The organism is Nonomuraea sp. NPDC050202 (assembly GCF_040656115.1).
Taxonomy (GTDB): domain Bacteria; phylum Actinomycetota; class Actinomycetes; order Streptosporangiales; family Streptosporangiaceae; genus Nonomuraea.
Window position 1 is genome coordinate 278594 of sequence record NZ_JBFALF010000007.1, and the last position, 16474, is coordinate 295067.

Consider the following 16474-nt stretch of genomic DNA (forward strand, 5'->3'; position numbering starts at 1 on the left):
TCGCGGGCACGCCAAGCCTCACGCGTCAGTGTGCTCGGTGGGCGGTGGGGTGGGTCAGCCGCGGAGGCGTTTGCGGAGGGCGCGTTTCATGGTGGTGGAGACCAAAGTGCGCAGACCCTGCTGGGCTCGGTTGACGGCGGCGAGCTGGCGGCGCAGGGCGCCCACCTCGCGGCGCAGCTCCACGGTGGACTTGCGCCACCGTCCGGCCTCCTCGCGCCACTTGGCCACCTGCGCGCGCAGCCGTTCGGCCTCCTTGGCGAGCCTGGCGGCCTCCGCCTCGGCCTCCGCCCGGGCCCGGTACGCCCCGCGCCGCCCCTGCGCAACCCCGGGTGAGGTGGTGAAGCCGTACGTCTCGCCCTCGACCCACGAGACGCCGGACACCTCGTCCACCACGTCGTCCAGGTCCTCGCCGTCCGCCGCGACGAGGCGGGCCCTGGCGAAGGCGGAGGTGCGTTCCAGGCGGGCCGCCACGACGCCGTCGGAGGAGGTTTCGTGGAGGAGCACGTTGACCAGGCCCAAGGCGTCGTCGCGGGCCAGGTCGAGCAGGCGGGCGAGGGTGTCCTCGCCGGGCGCCCAGCCGGTGGGCAGGTGGAGGACGAAGGGCACGGCCGGGTCCACGTCCGCCGTCTCGGCCAGGCGTACGCGGCCCTCGTGCAGGTAGTGCCCGTGGACCAGCACCAGCTCCAGGTTCGGGTCCAGGAGGGGGGCGCGGCGGTCGCGGTCGAGCGTGGACCAGGGGCCGACGAGCAGTACCGACACGTCGGGGAGCGTGCCGGCGAGCACGGCGTCGACCGTCGTGCGTACGGCGTCGTAGCCGCGGGTCCCGTCCACGACGACCGTGACGTACGGGACCTTCCACTGCCGCCCGGGATGCCCTCTGAGCCAGCGGTAGGCCGGGATGCGGTCGGCGACGAAGGCGTGGCTGACCCGGTCGATGGGCTGCTTGTCGCGCATGCGCATGGTCGGGCCGAGGTGGTAGGCACGGGCTGCGGGTTCGGGGACGAAGACGGCGCCCGCCTGTCCCAGCCGGTAGCCCATCTCGGTGTCCTGGCCGAGTATCAGCTCCTCGTCCATGGGCCCGGCGGCCTCGATGAGCCGGGCGTTGACGGAGGTGGCGCCTCCGACGTGCAGGCTGAAGGGGCGCTGCGGGTTGTCGGTGAGGCCGTCGGTGCGCTCGACGAGGTCCACGATCCAGGCGTGCGGCTCGGCGGGCTCGAAGTGTCCGGCGAGGTCGCCGGGGAGCTCGGCGGGGAGGTCGGCGCTGGTGAAGCGGATGTAGCCGGTGACGACGAGGTACGGGGCCGCGTGGTGCCAGCGCATGTGGGCCTCGATGGCGCCGGGCGTGAGCACCACGTCGGAGTCGAGCCAGTGGATGACGTCGCCCGTGGCCTGCGCCAGGCCGGCGTTGCGGGCGCTGGCCCGGCCCGGCCGGTCGCAGACGATCAGCCGGGCGGCCGTGCCCGCGGGCAGGCGCAGGGGCGGTGAGCTGCCGTTGTCGACGACGAGGATCTCGGTGAGCTCGGCCGGGTACGTCTGCCTGGCCAGCGCCGCGAGCACCAGGTCGAGCTTGTCCTGCCCGCCGTAGGCCGGGATGACGACGCTGACCGTCAGCCGGGGTGTGAAGTGCTCGTCGGGGACGAGCACCCGGTAGTCGTTCCCGCGCACCCTGACACGTGAGGTCATGCGGCTTCCATCGGCACGCTCAAGGCCGGCGCCGGAGGGCTGGGAGCCGCCGCCATCGGCATGCCCGCGGTTTCCATCAGCAGGCTGGGGCGGAAACCGCGCCACTGGTTCGCGGCCACCTTGAGGAAGTGGGCCAGCGGGAGCTGCCAGGTGTGGTCGGCGCTGAGGCCGCGGCGCAGGACGTAACCGAGCCCGTGAGTCCGGTAGATGCGCGCTTCTGCCTTTTGCGCCGCCTTCAGAAATTCAAGATCCACCGCTCGCGGCAATCCAGGAAATCCGCCTATTTCACGGAATTTCGCCCGGGGCACCAGGATCGTGCCACCGGCCACATGATCGGCCCAGACCTCGCTCGGATAACTCGCCCCGCTCGCGAACGTCGTCCGCCTGACCGTCGCCTTCAGCGGCTCCAGGTAGAAGAACTCGGCCGTGGTGCCCACCACGTCGGCCCCGGCGTAGGACATCGCCATCAACAGGTCGGCCAGGTGCCGCGGGCCGTACCAGTCGTCGTCGTCCCACTTCGCGAGGTAGTCGCCGCTCGCGAGCGCCGCGGCCCGGTTGAGCACCTCGCCGAACGGCACGGACGCGTCCGCCTCGACCCACCGCACGGGCAGCGAGCAGGCCGAGACCGCCTCGCGTACCTGCTCGTGGCGCACCCCGTGCAGCCCCAGCAGCACCTCCGCGCGCACGTCCCGCTGGCGCTCCATCTGGGCCAGCGCCTGGCCGGCCAGGGCGGGCCGCTTGGTCGCCATGACGATGCTGACCTGCGGGGCGGCGGCGACGGGGTGGGCGAGGCGGCGCAGGCGTACGCTGTGCTCCTCGCGCCGCAGGTCGGCCGGCGAGCGCACGGTGCCGTCGGCGGCGTGACCGAGCCAGTCGCGGTCGGTGAGCAGCGCCGCGAGGTCCCCCGGCACCCACGGCGGCGCGTGACCGGCCGTCAGCGGCACCCCGGCGGCGGCCAGATCGAGCAGGCCGTCGAGCGGGACCCGCCCGTCCGGCCACTCGATCTCCAGGCCGCGCAGCGGGCGCAGCGCGGGCACGTCGAGCGGCTGGCCCTCCACGGCCCAGCCGTTGTCGCCCCAGTGCAGGCGGGCCAGCCCCTTCTCCGGCGTACGCGTGAAGCCGCAAGGGGTGACGGACATGGGTGGTGTGCTCCTTGACCGTTCGAGAGGTGATCGGCGCCTACCTTACGCCCGTTTTACTGACTAGTAGACGCGCATGCCAGATTCGGCAGGACACCCGCTCCATGCGGCCCTGCGCAGGTTCTGAGCCTGATGATTCGCTGGGAACCTTGGCGAACTCATGGCGCGGTGGTTGCCAATGTTGAATAAGGTGTCAATACTCCCCTGATGTCCGTGAAGCCTCCGATGTCCTGCAAGCCGTGAACGACGAAAGGTATGCGCGGATGCTCTCGCCCCGCCGCCTGGCAGCGACCGCCGCACCCCTCGCAGCACTGGCCCTCGGCGTGCTCGCGCTCCTCGTACTCGCCGACCTGATCACGCTCGGCGCCGCGGCGGCCGCCGTGGCGTTCATGATCTCGCTGGCCGCGCTCGCCCTGCTCGTCCTCACCGTGCGCCGCCTGGACGGCAAGGCGCACCGCATCGACCTGCGGATCAAGAAGCACGAGGCCGAGCTGGCCAGGACCACCGCCGCGCTGAAGAACATCGAGACCAGGCTGGACGTGCTGGTGCAGGCCGTCGAGGACTCCGCCGCGCGGCGGGCCGACGACCTCGGCGCGATCCTGGCCTCGCTCGGCGAGGACCGGGTCAACGCCATGGCGCGGGCGCACGAGGTGGCGGAGCTGCGCGAACAAGTCAGAGGTCTGGCCAAGGACCCCGTATGACCCGGGTCAGGCACAACGACTACGGCGTGCTGCGTCCGCCGGAGCCCGGCACGTGGCGGCCCACGCTGAAGGTGTCGGTGGTCATCCCGGCCTACGACTGCCAGGAGGCGCTCGATCGCACGGTGCCCGCGCTGGCGCGGCAGACGTACCCGGCCGAGCTCGTCGAGGTGATCGTCGCCGACGACGGCAGCGAGCCGCCGCTCCGGGTGCCGGGGGCGCGGGTCGTACGGGTGGCCGACGGGTGGGGACGCGGCGCGGCCAGGCAGGCCGGGCAGCTCGCGGCCACCGGCGACGTGATCCACTGGCTGGACTCCGACATGATCCTCGCCGACGACCACCTCGAGGCGCACATGCGCTGGCACCACCTGATCGACTACGCCGTGGTGATCGGTGACACGCGGTTCGTGGACGCGCCCGGCGAGGAGGGCGTCCAGACGGAGTACACGAGGAAGATCCTGGAGTCCACCAGGAGGCTCAAGGACGCCGGGACGAACCCGTACCTGCTGCACACCGGCGCTTCCTCCTCCGTGCGCGCGGAGCTGCTGCGCGCCGCCGGCGGCGTGGACGCCTCCCTGAACATGGCCGAGGACACCGAGCTCGGCTACCGGCTGGCCCAGGCGGGCGCGGTGTTCATCCCCGACGCCGAGGCCAGGGCGTGGCACGTCGGGCCCTCCACCGTGATGCTGCGGGAGCGGGAGGTGCACCGGCACAACTGGTCCTACCTGGGCGATCTGATCCCCGACCTGCGCTGGTTGCGCGCGCATCCGCGCCGGCAGTGGCTGGTGCCGTACGTGCGGGTGGCGGTGGCCGCCACGACGTACGAGGAGACGCGCGCCACCGTGGACTCGGCCCTCGCGGGCACGCTCACCGACGCGGCGGTCACCCTCGTCGGCCCCTGGAGCAAGCTGACCGGCGAGCGGCGCTCGAACCTCGACGACCCCCTGCTGGAGCTGCGCCTCCTGCACAACCTGTACGCGCACGAGCCGCGGGTCGAGTTCGCGGAGGGCATGCCTGCCTCGGCGGCGCCCGCCCCCTTCCTGGTCACGCTGCCCGCCGGATGGGTGCTGGGGGCCGACTCGCTCGCCAGGCTCGTCAAGCACGCCGACCGTGACCTGCTGGGCCTGGTCTGCGTGGCGCTCGCGGAGAGCCCTGGCGGGGTCGTGGCCGCCCGGCTGGAGCGCACGGCCGCCTTCGCCCGCGCCGCGCTGTTCCCCGGCGGGGCCGACGACCTGGTGGACGAGATGTTCGGGTCGGAGTGGGTCAGCGGCGACGAGTACGGCGTCGTCCCCGCGGACGAGGCCGAGCCCCTGTCCGGGGAGCCCGCCAAGTGGCGGGCGCTGGCCGGGCGGCGGCTGGCCGAGATCAAGGAGCTGAAGGCCCGGGTGGAACGGCTGTCGGCCGAGGTCGAGCGGCTCGCCGAGCCGCCTGACGAGCAGGAGCCGCGCGGTCCGCTGAACACGATCATGCGCCATCTGCGGAGCGCCGGATGATCGAGCGGTTGCTGGCGGACCTGCGCGAGGCACGGGTGTTCTTCGCCGGGATCGACGACGTCGAGCACCTGCACGACCGGGACGGCGCGGTGGACCTGGACCGGGACCTGCTGGAGCCGCACGCGGAGCCGGAGCGCTCCCGGGAGGTGCTCGTGCTCGCCAGAACCCCCTCCGACCTGCGCAGGGTCGCCACCCTGCACAAGCTGCTGCCGCAGGCCGAGCGGGTGGTCGTCGCCGTGCTCGACACGCCGCCCGCGCACCCCGCCCCCGTGCCCACGCCCACCCCGGCGCACCGGTGGCGAGCGCTGACGGACCTGCGGGTGTACCAGCCGAAGAGCCGCGTCTGGGTGGTGGACGCGCGCTTCTCCGCCGCCACACCCGCCGGCCGTACGGTGACGGCCACGGCCCGGGCGTTCGCCGGGCACCGCCTCGACGTGATCGCGGCGCCGGCGGCGGCCATCGCGGGCGTCGGCGCGGCCGACTGGCGGCCGGGTGACCCGAACGCGACGCCCGCCGAGGTGAGCGGCCCCGTCCCCGAGCGTGTGGGCGCTCCCGGCTCCGACGTGGTCCTGCGCACGCTGACGGCGGACGCCCTGGGGCCTGAACCCGGCTCGCGTCACGGCGGCGAGCCCGCCACGGCCACGCAGACCGGATGGGCCGGAGCCGAGACGCCCATCGAACGGCCCGCACTGGAGTCCCTGAGCTGGGAGCGGCTGGGCCGCCCCGGCATGACGGACTCGCCGCTGGCCGACCCCGACGTGCTCGCCGAGCCGTCGATGATCCCGCCGGTGGACGAGCGGCTGGTGAACCCGCAGGGCTTCGTCACCACCCCGTCGCGCGGCATGGCGTCGCTGGCCGAGCGCGACGGGCGCTGGTCGGTGGTGCTGGACGGGAAGGTCGTGACGTCGTTCGCCGAGTCGGGCGGCGTGACCGACGCCGACGTGGCCAGGCTGCGCCAGATCAGGGGCGTCGAGGTGGACTGGCGGCACGCGCACAGCGGCCCGCTGACGGCCGTGCGGGTGCTGGCCGGGCTGAGCGCCGCCGGGGTGCCCCTGGTGGCCGGCACGGTGCCGCGCTGGGCCGGCGCGCTCGGCGGCGAGCTCGTCGAGCTGCTCACCGGCGAGCCGGATCTCGCGGACGACCTGCGGCGGGAGGAGCACAGCATCCGGCTGCGCCGCGCCGCGCTGCGCACCCACGGGGTGGCCGCCCGGTGGGAGCAGCTCGGCGCGCCCGTGCCCGCTCCCCCGCTCACGTCGGTCCTGCTGGCCACCCGCCGCACCGACATGGTGTCCTTCGCGCTCGACCAGATCGCCCGCCAGCGCGGCGCCGGGCTGGAGGTGGTCCTCGCGCTGCACGGCGTGCCGAAGGGGCATCCGGACGTGGCGGCGGCGATCGCCGCGTTCGAGGGGCCGCTGACCGTGTTCGAGGCCGACCGGCGGGCCGTCTTCGGCGAGGTGCTGAACGACGCCGCCTCCAGGGCCTCCGGGTCGTTCCTGCTGAAGATGGACGACGACGACTGGTACGGGCCCGACTTCCTGGCCGATCTGCTGCTGGCGCACGCGTACTCGGGGGCGCAGGTGGTCGGCACGGTGCCGGAGTTCGTCTACCTGTCCTCCATCGACGTCACCGTGCACCGCCATCAGATCACCGAGCAGATCACCAGCTTCGTGGCGGGCGGGACGATCCTCGTCGAGCGGTCGGCGTTCCAGGCCGTGGGCGGGTTCCGGCCGCTGCCGCGCTCGGTGGACACGCAGTTCCAGGAGGCGCTGCAGGCCGCGGGCGGGCAGATCTACCGTACGCACGGGCTCGGGTACATCCTGCGCAGAGGCCCCGCGGCCAACCACACCTGGCAGGAGCCGCTCGGGACGTTCCTGCAGCGCAACAGGCGGCAGTGGCGCGGCTTCCGGCCGAACGCGCTGATGGCGCTCGACGGGAGCCCGCTCCCGTGATCCCGCGCATCCCGCACAACGACTTCGGCGTGCTGAGCCCGCCCGCGCTGGGCGCGTGGGAGCCCACGCTCACGGTCACCGTCGTGATCCCGGCCCACGACCGCCAGGAGACGCTGAACCTCACGCTCGCGGCCCTGTCGGCGCAGAGCTACCCCGAGCACCTGCTCGACGTCATCGTCGTGGACGACGGCAGCGCCACGCCGCTGTACCTGCCGGATCTGGCCCCCGCCAGGACCAAGCTGATCTCCAGCCCGCCGGGCGGCTGGGGGCGCGCGTGGGCGGTGCAGGCGGGGCTCGACGCGGCGACGGGCGAGGTCGTGTTCGTGCTGGACGCCGACATGGTGCCGCACCGCCGGCACGTGGAGGCCCAGCTCCGCTGGCACCACCTGGCCCCGTACGTGGTGGCGCTGGGCTGGATCGACTTCACCGGCCCCGGCCCGCTGCCCGCGCCCGAGCAGGTCGTGGCCGCGCTGGCGGAAGGCGCCGAGGAGCGGCTCTTCCCCCTGTCGCCGCACCGCCACGACTGGGCCGAGCAGATCATCCACGACCACGACGGCCTGCGTACCGCGCCCAGCTCCCTGGCCACCAGGATCCACGTGGGGGCCACGGTGTCGTACCCGGCGGCGTTGCTGCGCTCGGCCGGCGGCATGGACACGTCCCTGGTGCTGGCCGAGGACACGGAGCTGGGCTACCGGCTCACGCAGGCGGGCGCCGTGTACGTGCCCGACCCCGAGTCCAGGGCGTGGCACCTCGGGCTGCCCACGGCGATGCGCGACCACGGGGCGCTGAAGCGGTACAACGATCCGTACGTCGCCGACCGGGTGCCGTACCGGCGTTACCTGCGGACGGACGCGGGGCGGCAGTGGCTGGTGCCGTACGTGGACGTGACGGTGTCCAAGGGCGCCTACGAGGACGTACGGGCCACGGTGGACTCCCTTCTGGCCGGCTCGCCGCCCGACGTCAGGGTCACCGTCACCGGCCCCTGGGAACTGCTCACCCCCGAGCGGCGCTCCCCCCTGGCCGACCCCCACCTCGACCTCCGGCTCGTCCACGCCGCCTTCGAGCACGACCCCCGGGTGCACTTCAGCCCGCCCCCCACGGGCACGGCGCCGTTCCGGCTGTCGGTCCCGCCGGGGTGGGTCGTGTCGAAGGACACCGTGGAACGCCTGGTGGCGTACCTGGAGGAGCACGACTCGGGCACGCTGTGCGTCGTCCTTGAGGAGACCGCGGACGGCGTCACGACCGCCCGCCTGGACCGCACGGCGGCCCTGTCCCGCGCCGCCCTGGTGGCCGGGCCGGGCGAGCACCTGGACGACCTCGTCGACGCCCTGTTCGGGCTGGAGTGGGTGGACGGGGAGACGTGGGGCTTCAGGCGCCGTCCCGCCGTCTACCCGCCGCGCAGGCGCCCGCCGTCGGAGGTGGCGGTCCTCACGGCCAGGCACGAGCAGGAGCTCGCCCGCTACCGCAAGCGCGTGGCCGCCCTGCGCGCCGAGCTCGCGCAGGCGCGCAGGGCTGCGGGCAAGAACGGCCGGGACGCGGCGCGGTGGCGCGAGAAGGCCGAGGCCTGGCGCCAGGAGGCGGTGCGGCTGACCAGGGAGCGGAACCGGACGGTGCTGAAGCGCGCGGTACGCCGCGTCCGCAACCTGGCCTTCCCCGGCGACTAGCCCTGCGCGTCCGTGTCCTTCGGGTGCCGGTCGGCCGCGTACACGAAGTGCACGGTGCGCCGGTCCGTGTCGACGAGGGATCTCACACGTCCGCCAGAGGTGACCTCGAACTCCCGTTGCGGCAGGTCACGCCCGCCAAGACTGGCGGTGGCCAGTCGGCCTCGCAACCGATGCTGCCGATCGGGGTTGTCCATGGAAGGCGGGTCGTTCCGCAGCGCCTCGTAACACCGGCGGGCATTTCCCGGGGCCTCCGTGCACAATGCCGCCCATCCCTTGGCTGCTTCGTTCGTCGCGAACCGCAGGCGCCCTTCGCCGCCGATCGGGGGAGGCGCCACATCGTTCCCGCGCTTCGGGCTCACGGCGCGAGCACCTCACCATGGTCCTCGTCCGGTAGGGGGCGGGTCCACGAGAACACGGCGGGAAGCGCGTGCTCGAGGCCCGGACCCCTTCGTCGCTCATGACGAGCGCCGAGAGCAGGTGGGCCACGACACTCGCGGTCTCCTCCCGCTCCCGGTCGTGCCGGGCGGTCGTGAGGTAGAGATCCTCACCGTCACGCCGCCTGATGTGCACGCGAAGTCGATCGCCTACTCGTCGCCCTCCACCCGCATGACGCTCGCCACGGCCCGTACGATGTCCAGCTCCCGCAGCCCCGCCATCGTCGCCGACAGCGCGGCGTCCGTGGCGCGGTGGGTGACGATGACGAGCTGGGCGTCGTCGCCGCGGCCCTCCTGGCGGACGGTCTGGATCGAGACGTCGTGCTTGGCGAACAGCTCCGCGACCTGCGCCAGCACGCCCGGCTTGTCGGCGACGTCCAGGGCCACGTGGCAGCGGGTGACGGTCTCGCCCATCGGGTGCACGGCCAGGTCGGCGTACGTCGACTCCTCGGGGCCGCGGGTGCCCGCCAGGCGGTTGCGGCCGACGGCCACCAGGTCGCCGAGGACGGCCGAGGCGGTGGGGGCGCCGCCGGCGCCCTTGCCGTAGAACATGAGCTGGCCCGCCGACTCCGCCTCCACGAAGACCGCGTTGTACGCCTCGCGCACCCCCGCCAGCGGGTGGGAGCGCGGGATCATCGCCGGGTGCACCCGCACGCCGAAGGAGCGGCCGTCGTCGGAGCGGGCGCAGATGGCCAGCAGCTTGATGACGTACCCCATGGCCTTGGCGGAGGCCACGTCGGTGGCGGTGATCTCGGTGATGCCCTCGCGGTGCACCTCGTCGGCGCGGACGCGGCTGTGGAAGGCGAGCCCGGCCAGGATGGCGGCCTTGGCGGCGGCGTCGAAGCCCTCGACGTCGGCCGTCGGGTCGGCCTCGGCGTAGCCGAGCGTCTGGGCCTCCTCCAGGGCGTCGGTGAAGGAGGCGCCCGTGGAGTCCATCTTGTCGAGGATGTAGTTGGTGGTGCCGTTGACGATGCCGAGCACCCGCTTGACGTGGTCGCCGGCCAGCGACTCGCGCAGCGGGCGCAGCAGCGGGATGGCGCCGGCCACGCTGGCCTCGAAGTACAGGTCGCCGTTGCCCGTCCGGGCGGCCTCGTGCAGGGTGGCGCCGTCCTCGGCCAGCAGCGCCTTGTTGGCGGTGACGACCGACTTGCCCCTGGACAGGGCGGCGACGATCAGCGAGCGGGCCGGCTCGATGCCACCGATGACCTCGATCACGATGTCCACGTCGTCGCGGGTGACCAGCGACTCGGCGTCGGTGGTCAGCAGCGCGGGATCGACGTCGATGTCGCGCTTGCGGCCCAGGCGGCGCACGGCGACCCCGGCCAGCTCCAGCGGCGCGCCGACGCGGGCGGCCAGGTCGTCGGCCTGCTCGTGCATGAGCCTGATGACCTGCGAGCCGACGACTCCGCAGCCCAGAAGAGCCACTTTCAGCGGTTTCACAGCTGCCCCCTCAACAAGTCGTCCTCGGTCTCGCCCTGCACGATCACCCGGGAGACGCCGCCGGAGACGGCGACCACGGCGGGCCTGGGCAGGTAGTTGTAGTTGCTGGCCAGCGAGCGGCAGTAGGCGCCGGTCGCGGCCACGGCGATCAGGTCGCCGGGGGCGAGGTCGGCGGGCAGGTAGAAGTCGCGCACGATGATGTCGCCGCTCTCGCAGTGCTTGCCGACCAGGCGGCTGAGCATGGGCTCGGCCTCGCTGGCGCGGCTGGCGAGCGCGGCGGTGTACTCGGCGCCGTAGAGCGCCGTGCGCACGTTGTCGCTCATGCCGCCGTCGACGCTCACGTACGTGCGCAGCCCCTCGACGTCCTTGATCGTGCCGACCTCGTAGAGCGTGATGCCGCCGGGGCCGACGACGGTGCGGCCCGGCTCGACGGTCAGGCGGGGCACGGGCAGGCCGGCGTCCTTGCACACCTTGGAGACGATCTCGCGCAGGCCGTCGGCCAGCTCCTTGATGTCGGGGGCCTCGTCGCCCTCGACGTAGGCGATGCCGTAGCCGCCGCCGAGGTCGAGCTCGGGCAGCACCACGCCGTGCTCGTCCTTGATCTGCACGAGCAGCGCGGTCAGCCGCCGCGCGGCCACCTCGAACCCGGCGGTGTCGACGATCTGGGAGCCGATGTGCGAGTGCAGCCCGACGAGCTCCAGCTGGGGCAGGGCCAGGATCCGGCGCACGGCCTCGGCCGCCGCCCCCGTGTTCAGCGACAGGCCGAACTTCTGGTCGTCGTGCGCCGTCGCGATGAATTCGTGGGTGTGCGCCTCGACCCCGGTGGTGACCCTGATCATCACCTTGGGCCGCTTGCCGTGCTGCTCGGCGAGGTAGCCGAGCCTGGCGATCTCGTCGAAGGAGTCGACCACGATGTGCCCGACCCCGGCCTCCAGCGCCCTGGTGAGCTCGGCGACGGACTTGTTGTTGCCGTGCATGGTGATGCGCTCGGCGGGGAAGCCGACGCTCAGCGCGACCGCCAGCTCGCCGTTGCTGGCCACGTCGAGCCCGAGGCCCTCGGCCTGCAACCAGCGCACCATCTCCTTGCACAGGAACGCCTTGCCGGCGTAGTGGACCTCGGAGCCGGCGAACGCCGTGGCGTAGTCGCGCATGCGCGAGCGCACGTCGTCCTCGTCGAGGACGTAGAGCGGCGTGCCGTGGTCGCGGGCCAGGTCGCGAACGTCCACACCGCCGACCGTGAGCGCGCCATCGGCCCGGGACGACGTTCGGGGCCAGATCGCGGGGTTGATCCGATTGAGGTCGGCGGGCGCCAGCGGCGGGCGCTCCTGGGGCAGCATCTCGGCGTGCCGGTCCCCGGCGGGATGGGCGAATCGACTCACCCGATCGAGGCTATCGGAAGCGCCAGTACGCCATGACCCTCTGCCCACGTATCGAGACGCGATCAAGCCCCAGAAGGGATATTTTTACGTTTTTTCGCCGTTTAGCCGGATATTTTGTGACACGTTACAACCGGTCGGGGCCTGGCAGCACCTTGCCGACCACGTCCGCCACCCGCACCCGCGCCGCGTGCACCGGCCCCGGCTCCTCGTCCCCCACCGGAACGGCGGGCGCCCGCTCGTGCGCGTCGTGGTAGGCGAGCGCGAGCCGCAGGAGAAAACTCTCCCACCCCGGCTCCCGGCCGGCCAGCCTCCCCGGCAGCTCCGCCAGCACGCGCAGCACCCGCCGGTGGTACGGGTCGGACAGCTCCTCGGGCCGGAACCCCGCCGGCACCCCGAGCTGCCCGGCCCACCTCCGCACGGCACAGGCCCGCGCGTGCCCGTACCGCACCACGAACCCGGGGTTGTCCCAGGTGCGCGGGAAGTCCGGCCAGGCGGGCTCGAAGGGTACGGCCACGGGCTCCAGGTCCACGACAGGCTCGGTCAGGACGATCCGCAGGAAACCCTGTCCCCGGACCTCCACGGCGGCCACCCCGTCGAGCTCCCGCACCCGGGCGGCGAGCTCCCCGGCGGGCAGGCGGCGGCGCAGGGCCGCGGCGGAGACGTACACGGCCTCGCGCTCCCACGTCCCCTCGGGCACGGGCGGCTCGCCCAGCACCCCGGCCAGCTCACCAGGTGTCACGGGGACGACCCTAGATGAGCGCGTGCGGCTCCGCCGACCCGTACTCGACCAGGTGTGCGGCCCCCAGGAGCCAGCGGTCCTCGTCGCGCACCCGTACGTAGCCGAACCGGTCCGCCGAGAAGACCTTGATCCCGTCCGTGCGGCACTGCCGCATGAGCACCTCGTCCCAGCCCTCCGTGAGGTCGGCGAAGCCCAGCTCGCGCAGCGCGTTGCGGCGGGCCAGCAGGGTGCCGCCGGCGATCTCTGGGAGGTAGGTGTACTCGGCCTCCGGCTGCTTGAGCAGCGTGGCCTGGGGCTTGCGCAGGTGGGCGTAGAAGGCGGCCTTGCCGACGATGTCGGCCGTGCTGAACAGGAAGGCGCGGCGCAGGTCCGACAGGTAGTGGGGGCCGTAGACGTCGCGCGGGTCCATGACCGCGACGAGGTCGGCCTCGCACAGGTCGATGCCGGCGTTGAGCATGGCGCCCTCGGTCATCGCCGCGTGCGGGCGGCGGTGGATGACCTCCACGTCCGGCAGCACGTCGCGGGCCCGCAGCTCGGCCTCCGGCGGGCCGATGACGATGAGCTGGTCCACCCCGGACTGCTTGGCGACCTGGGCCAGGGCGTGCTCCAGCAGGTACGGGTCGAGCACGGGCAGCAGGACGGAGGTGTTGAGCGTGGGCCGGGCGCTGGGCAGTCCGATGGCGTCGAGCAGCTCGTCGACGCGCTCGCTCATCGTGCCCATCGAGTACGCCCGCCGCAGCGCCACGTGCGCCCGCCGGCTGTCCGCCTCGGTGCCGATCGACGTGCCGCAGGCGGCGATCTCGGCCAGCCGCCACTGCGGGGTGCCCGGCGGGCAGTCGGCGGCGGCGGGCCAGCGGTAGGAGGTCAGGACGTCGGGGTACGACAGGTGCTCGGGCAGGAGCTGGTCGAGCGTGAGCACCCGGTCGATGCGGCCTCCGGCCAGCGGCAGCGGGTTGTGCACCCGGGGCTGCACGCCGTACTGCAGCCGCGGCCAGGCCACGGTCAGGTCGGCGGTGAAGCGGTGCTCGAACAGGTCGGCCGCCGCCGCGTACGCCGACACCTCGCCCTTGGTGTGCCAGAACACGGTGCGGATGCCGCGCTCGGCGCACCAGGCCAGCAGCGCCTTGAGGCCCTCGCCCGGCTCGCCGGTGATCTCCTCGGCCCACGGGCCCTGCGTGACGGACTCGACGACCAGCAGGTGCGGCACCTCCAGGGGGAGCACCCTGGCGAAGTCGCGGGGCGTGAAGCCGGTCGTCTGGCGCCACTCGTAGCGCAGCAGCGCCTCGGCGTGCGGGTCGGCGATCACCGCGGCCGTCAGGTGCGGGCGCGTGTTGGGGCCGGTCGGCACGCGGTACGGCTTGAGCTTGAAGGAGGCGCCACCGAGCGTCCTGGTCGTGCTGGTGGCCTGGAAGGCGGCTCCTGGGCGCTCGTCCCTGGGCTTGGCGGAGCCGGCCACCGGCCTGCGCTTGGGCGCGACGGGGCGCTTGACCGGCTTGGCGGCGCCCCTCAGCCCCTTGGCCAGGCGTACCGGGTTGCTCTTGCCGCTCTTGATGGCGTCGCCGAGCCGGCTCCAGCGGGCGACCTTCATCGAGGAGAGCTTCCACTGCGCCACCTCGGCCTGGAAGCGCTGCTCGGCCAGCTCCCTGCGCAGCTTGTCGGAGGTGGCCTGCTCGGCGGCCAGCCGCTCCTCGATCTCGCTGAGCTGCTCGGCCAGCACCCTGGCCTCCTCGGTGCTCTCCTGCGCCGCGGCCAGCTCGGCCTGGGCGGCGTCCAGCAGCCTGGCCAGCTCGGCAGCCCGCTCGGCCTGCGCGATCGCATCGCGCAACGCCCGCCGCGTGCTCTCTAGCTCAGTAGACACCGGTCCTCCTTCGTCGGTCCGGCGTCAAGACGCTGCGTCGCATCGTTCACTCACTACGTTCGCGAACCGGACCTCCGCTCTCGTAGCCCGCCAAAGGATACTCTTTGCCGAGAAGCGTCTCGAAGGGATTGAGATCCGGTGCAGTTCAACGTGCGGCCCTACGTCTGCGGCGCTCTCGGCCGGATCGACACCGCCGTGCTCGGCAAGCTGATGGCGGCGGGGCCCAAGGTCTGGCCCGCGTTGCAGTCGGCCGACGCGGCGCTGTTCAGCTCCTCACCGTTGCCGCCCTACCACCGCGCGGGCGACTCGTACGCCTTCGCCTGGGGCGAACGCAGGCCGAAGGCCGCCGAGGACGAGTGGATCACGGTCGCGGAGACGTTCGAGACGCCGGGGCTGATCGGCGACGGGCGGAAGGTGACGCTGCATACGGGCGCGCTGGGCCTGGTGGACGTCTACTACGTACGGCTGGGCGAGGCGGTCTACTTCTCCTCGCTGATCCAGCCCCTGCTCAGCCTCGTGCCGGTCCAGATCGACTGGTCGGCGTGGGCCTCGATCCTGCAGGTGACGTTCCCGCTGGGTGAGGCGACCCCGTACACCGAGGTCAAGCGGCTGCCCGGGGCGAGCGCGCTGGTGTTCGAGCACGACCGGCTGGCGACCGAGCGGCGGTTGCCGCGCTGGCTGCGCACGGAGCCGTACGAGAAGTGGATCAGCCCGCGGGAGATCGTCGAGCTGCTGCACGGGGTGTACGAGGACTACGCCGGGCGCAGGCTGCTGGTGCCGGTCAGCGGCGGCTACGACTCGCGGCTGCTGGCCAGCGTGGCCAGGGCGCGCGGGTTCGACGTGGAGTCGTGGACGACCAGCCCCGACGACGGCACCGACACCGACATCGCCTTCGCCAGGTCGATCACCAGGGAGCTGGGCATCCCGCACCGGGTGATCACCCAGGACGCCGCCGACTATCCGGCCGACGCGATGGAGGTGGCGCGCAGGCTGGAGTACCTGACGCCGCACCACGCCTGGTACGCGCCCTTCGCCAAGGAGGTGCACGGCGCGGGCCGGATCCTCGTCGACGGGCTGGCCGGCGGGCCGCTGCTGAAGAACTTCATGGTCAGCGGGGCCGCGCTGGAGGCCACGACGCAGGCCGGGCGGTCGGCGGCCGTGCTGGCCTCGCTCTCGCTCGGGCAGCCGACGCAGCCGTTCCTGTCGAAGGCCGCGGCGCAGTGGATGGACGAGACGGTGCGCGAGCAGTTCCAGGCCGCCACCTCGATGCTCCACGGGCACCGGGCCGAGCTGCCGCTGTCGGTGCTGCACACCAGGACGGTGCGGGGCATCGCGCGCTCGGCGGTGAACCTGGTGGGCCCCGAGGCGTCGTTCGCGGCGCCGTTCATCCATCCGGAGTTCTTCGACGCCGCGCTGTCGGTCGGCGTGGCACGCAAGGACAAGGGCCGCTTCTACCGCGAGGTGCTGTACGCGGCCAACCCGCGCGTGGCCGCTCTGCCCTCGACGAACGTGATCAAGCAGCCGCTCCAGCGCGTTCCGCTGCGCTCCACGGCCGCTCCCGCCCGCGCCTATGCGCACCGCATGCTGGAGGTTCTGGTCAACCGCGTGCCGAACCTGCTGTCGGATGAGCTGCACGAGGTGGTCGCGGGCGAGCCCGACGCGCTGACCAGGTTCAACGGCTGGAACGACCGGTTCTGGGTGCGCGGTCTTGTGCTGTTCGGCCTCTGGCTGAACGACTTCGAGAGCGACCTCTCCGACCTGGCCACGCCTTTTTAGCGAACTCTGGGTAACATGGCGATTACATCCCGATCTCGCGGGTATTACACGTCGCACAGCAGAAGCGGGTTCCGGAAAGCCAACGGGCTGGTAGTGTTCGGCCCGTAAGCGCCGCACAAACGGGCACCAGATCACAAATCCGGTCCCGTTCGAGGGCAGTGGAGTTCGCAGGGATGACGACTCCACGCGGCGCGGTCACCAGATAACAACGCCGGGGCAACC

The 16474-nt window shown here is 72.8% G+C and carries 11 protein-coding genes; 5 read left to right on the top strand and 6 right to left on the bottom strand.

Features of this window, described 5'->3' with window-relative positions:
* Positions 1 to 54: 54 nt before the first annotated feature.
* Both AB0I79_RS22360 and AB0I79_RS22365 read right to left on the bottom strand, forming a co-directional pair.
* On the bottom strand, positions 55 to 1683 hold the full coding sequence (locus tag AB0I79_RS22360; RefSeq protein ID WP_357875813.1) for a glycosyltransferase: 1629 nt from the start codon (positions 1681 to 1683) through the stop codon (positions 55 to 57).
* Positions 1680 to 2822 carry a glycosyltransferase family 2 protein gene (locus AB0I79_RS22365; RefSeq protein WP_357875815.1) on the bottom strand — a complete coding sequence of 381 codons (1143 nt, stop codon included), beginning with the start codon at positions 2820 to 2822 and terminating at the stop codon, positions 1680 to 1682. Before AB0I79_RS22365 ends, AB0I79_RS22360 begins: the two co-directional genes overlap by 4 nt.
* 239 nt (positions 2823 to 3061) lie before the next feature.
* On the opposite strand from AB0I79_RS22365, the gene AB0I79_RS22370 reads away from it, so the two are divergent.
* The 4 genes from AB0I79_RS22370 to AB0I79_RS22385 are packed head-to-tail and all read left to right on the top strand — an operon-like array spanning position 3062 to position 8626.
* A complete protein-coding gene (locus AB0I79_RS22370) occupies positions 3062 to 3523 on the top strand; it encodes a hypothetical protein (RefSeq protein ID WP_357875817.1) in 462 nt (153 codons plus the stop codon).
* The gene (locus tag AB0I79_RS22375; RefSeq protein ID WP_357875819.1) at positions 3520 to 5013 is read left to right on the top strand and encodes a glycosyltransferase family 2 protein; all 1494 of its coding nucleotides are present in this window, start codon (positions 3520 to 3522) and stop codon (positions 5011 to 5013) included. The genes AB0I79_RS22370 and AB0I79_RS22375 overlap by 4 nt, the downstream gene beginning before the upstream one ends.
* Positions 5010 to 6962, top strand: coding sequence for a glycosyltransferase (locus AB0I79_RS22380; protein WP_357875821.1), 1953 nt, complete (start codon positions 5010 to 5012; stop codon positions 6960 to 6962). Before AB0I79_RS22375 ends, AB0I79_RS22380 begins: the two co-directional genes overlap by 4 nt.
* On the top strand, positions 6959 to 8626 hold the full coding sequence (locus tag AB0I79_RS22385; protein WP_357875823.1) for a glycosyltransferase: 1668 nt from the start codon (positions 6959 to 6961) through the stop codon (positions 8624 to 8626). The genes AB0I79_RS22380 and AB0I79_RS22385 overlap by 4 nt, the downstream gene beginning before the upstream one ends.
* A 584-nt stretch (positions 8627 to 9210) precedes the next feature.
* On the opposite strand, the gene AB0I79_RS22390 is transcribed toward AB0I79_RS22385, so the two are convergent.
* The 4 genes from AB0I79_RS22390 to AB0I79_RS22405 form a co-directional block, all read right to left on the bottom strand.
* Entirely contained in the window at positions 9211 to 10500 is a 1290-nt protein-coding gene (locus tag AB0I79_RS22390; RefSeq protein WP_357875825.1) for a homoserine dehydrogenase, read from the bottom strand.
* Positions 10497 to 11879, bottom strand: a complete 1383-nt coding sequence (gene lysA, locus AB0I79_RS22395) for a diaminopimelate decarboxylase (RefSeq protein WP_357875827.1) — start codon at positions 11877 to 11879, stop codon at positions 10497 to 10499. Before lysA ends, AB0I79_RS22390 begins: the two co-directional genes overlap by 4 nt.
* Positions 11880 to 12003: 124 nt before the next feature.
* Positions 12004 to 12618 (bottom strand): anticodon-binding protein, encoded by a 615-nt coding sequence (locus AB0I79_RS22400; protein ID WP_357875829.1) that lies wholly within the window; start codon positions 12616 to 12618, stop codon positions 12004 to 12006.
* A gap of 10 nt (positions 12619 to 12628) precedes the next feature.
* Positions 12629 to 14476, bottom strand: coding sequence for a hypothetical protein (locus AB0I79_RS22405; protein WP_357875831.1), 1848 nt, complete (start codon positions 14474 to 14476; stop codon positions 12629 to 12631).
* Between the two features lie 138 nt (positions 14477 to 14614).
* Between AB0I79_RS22405 and AB0I79_RS22410 the strand changes: the two genes are divergently transcribed.
* On the top strand, positions 14615 to 16252 hold the full coding sequence (locus tag AB0I79_RS22410; RefSeq protein ID WP_357875833.1) for an asparagine synthetase B family protein: 1638 nt from the start codon (positions 14615 to 14617) through the stop codon (positions 16250 to 16252).
* Positions 16253 to 16474 lie beyond the last annotated feature (222 nt).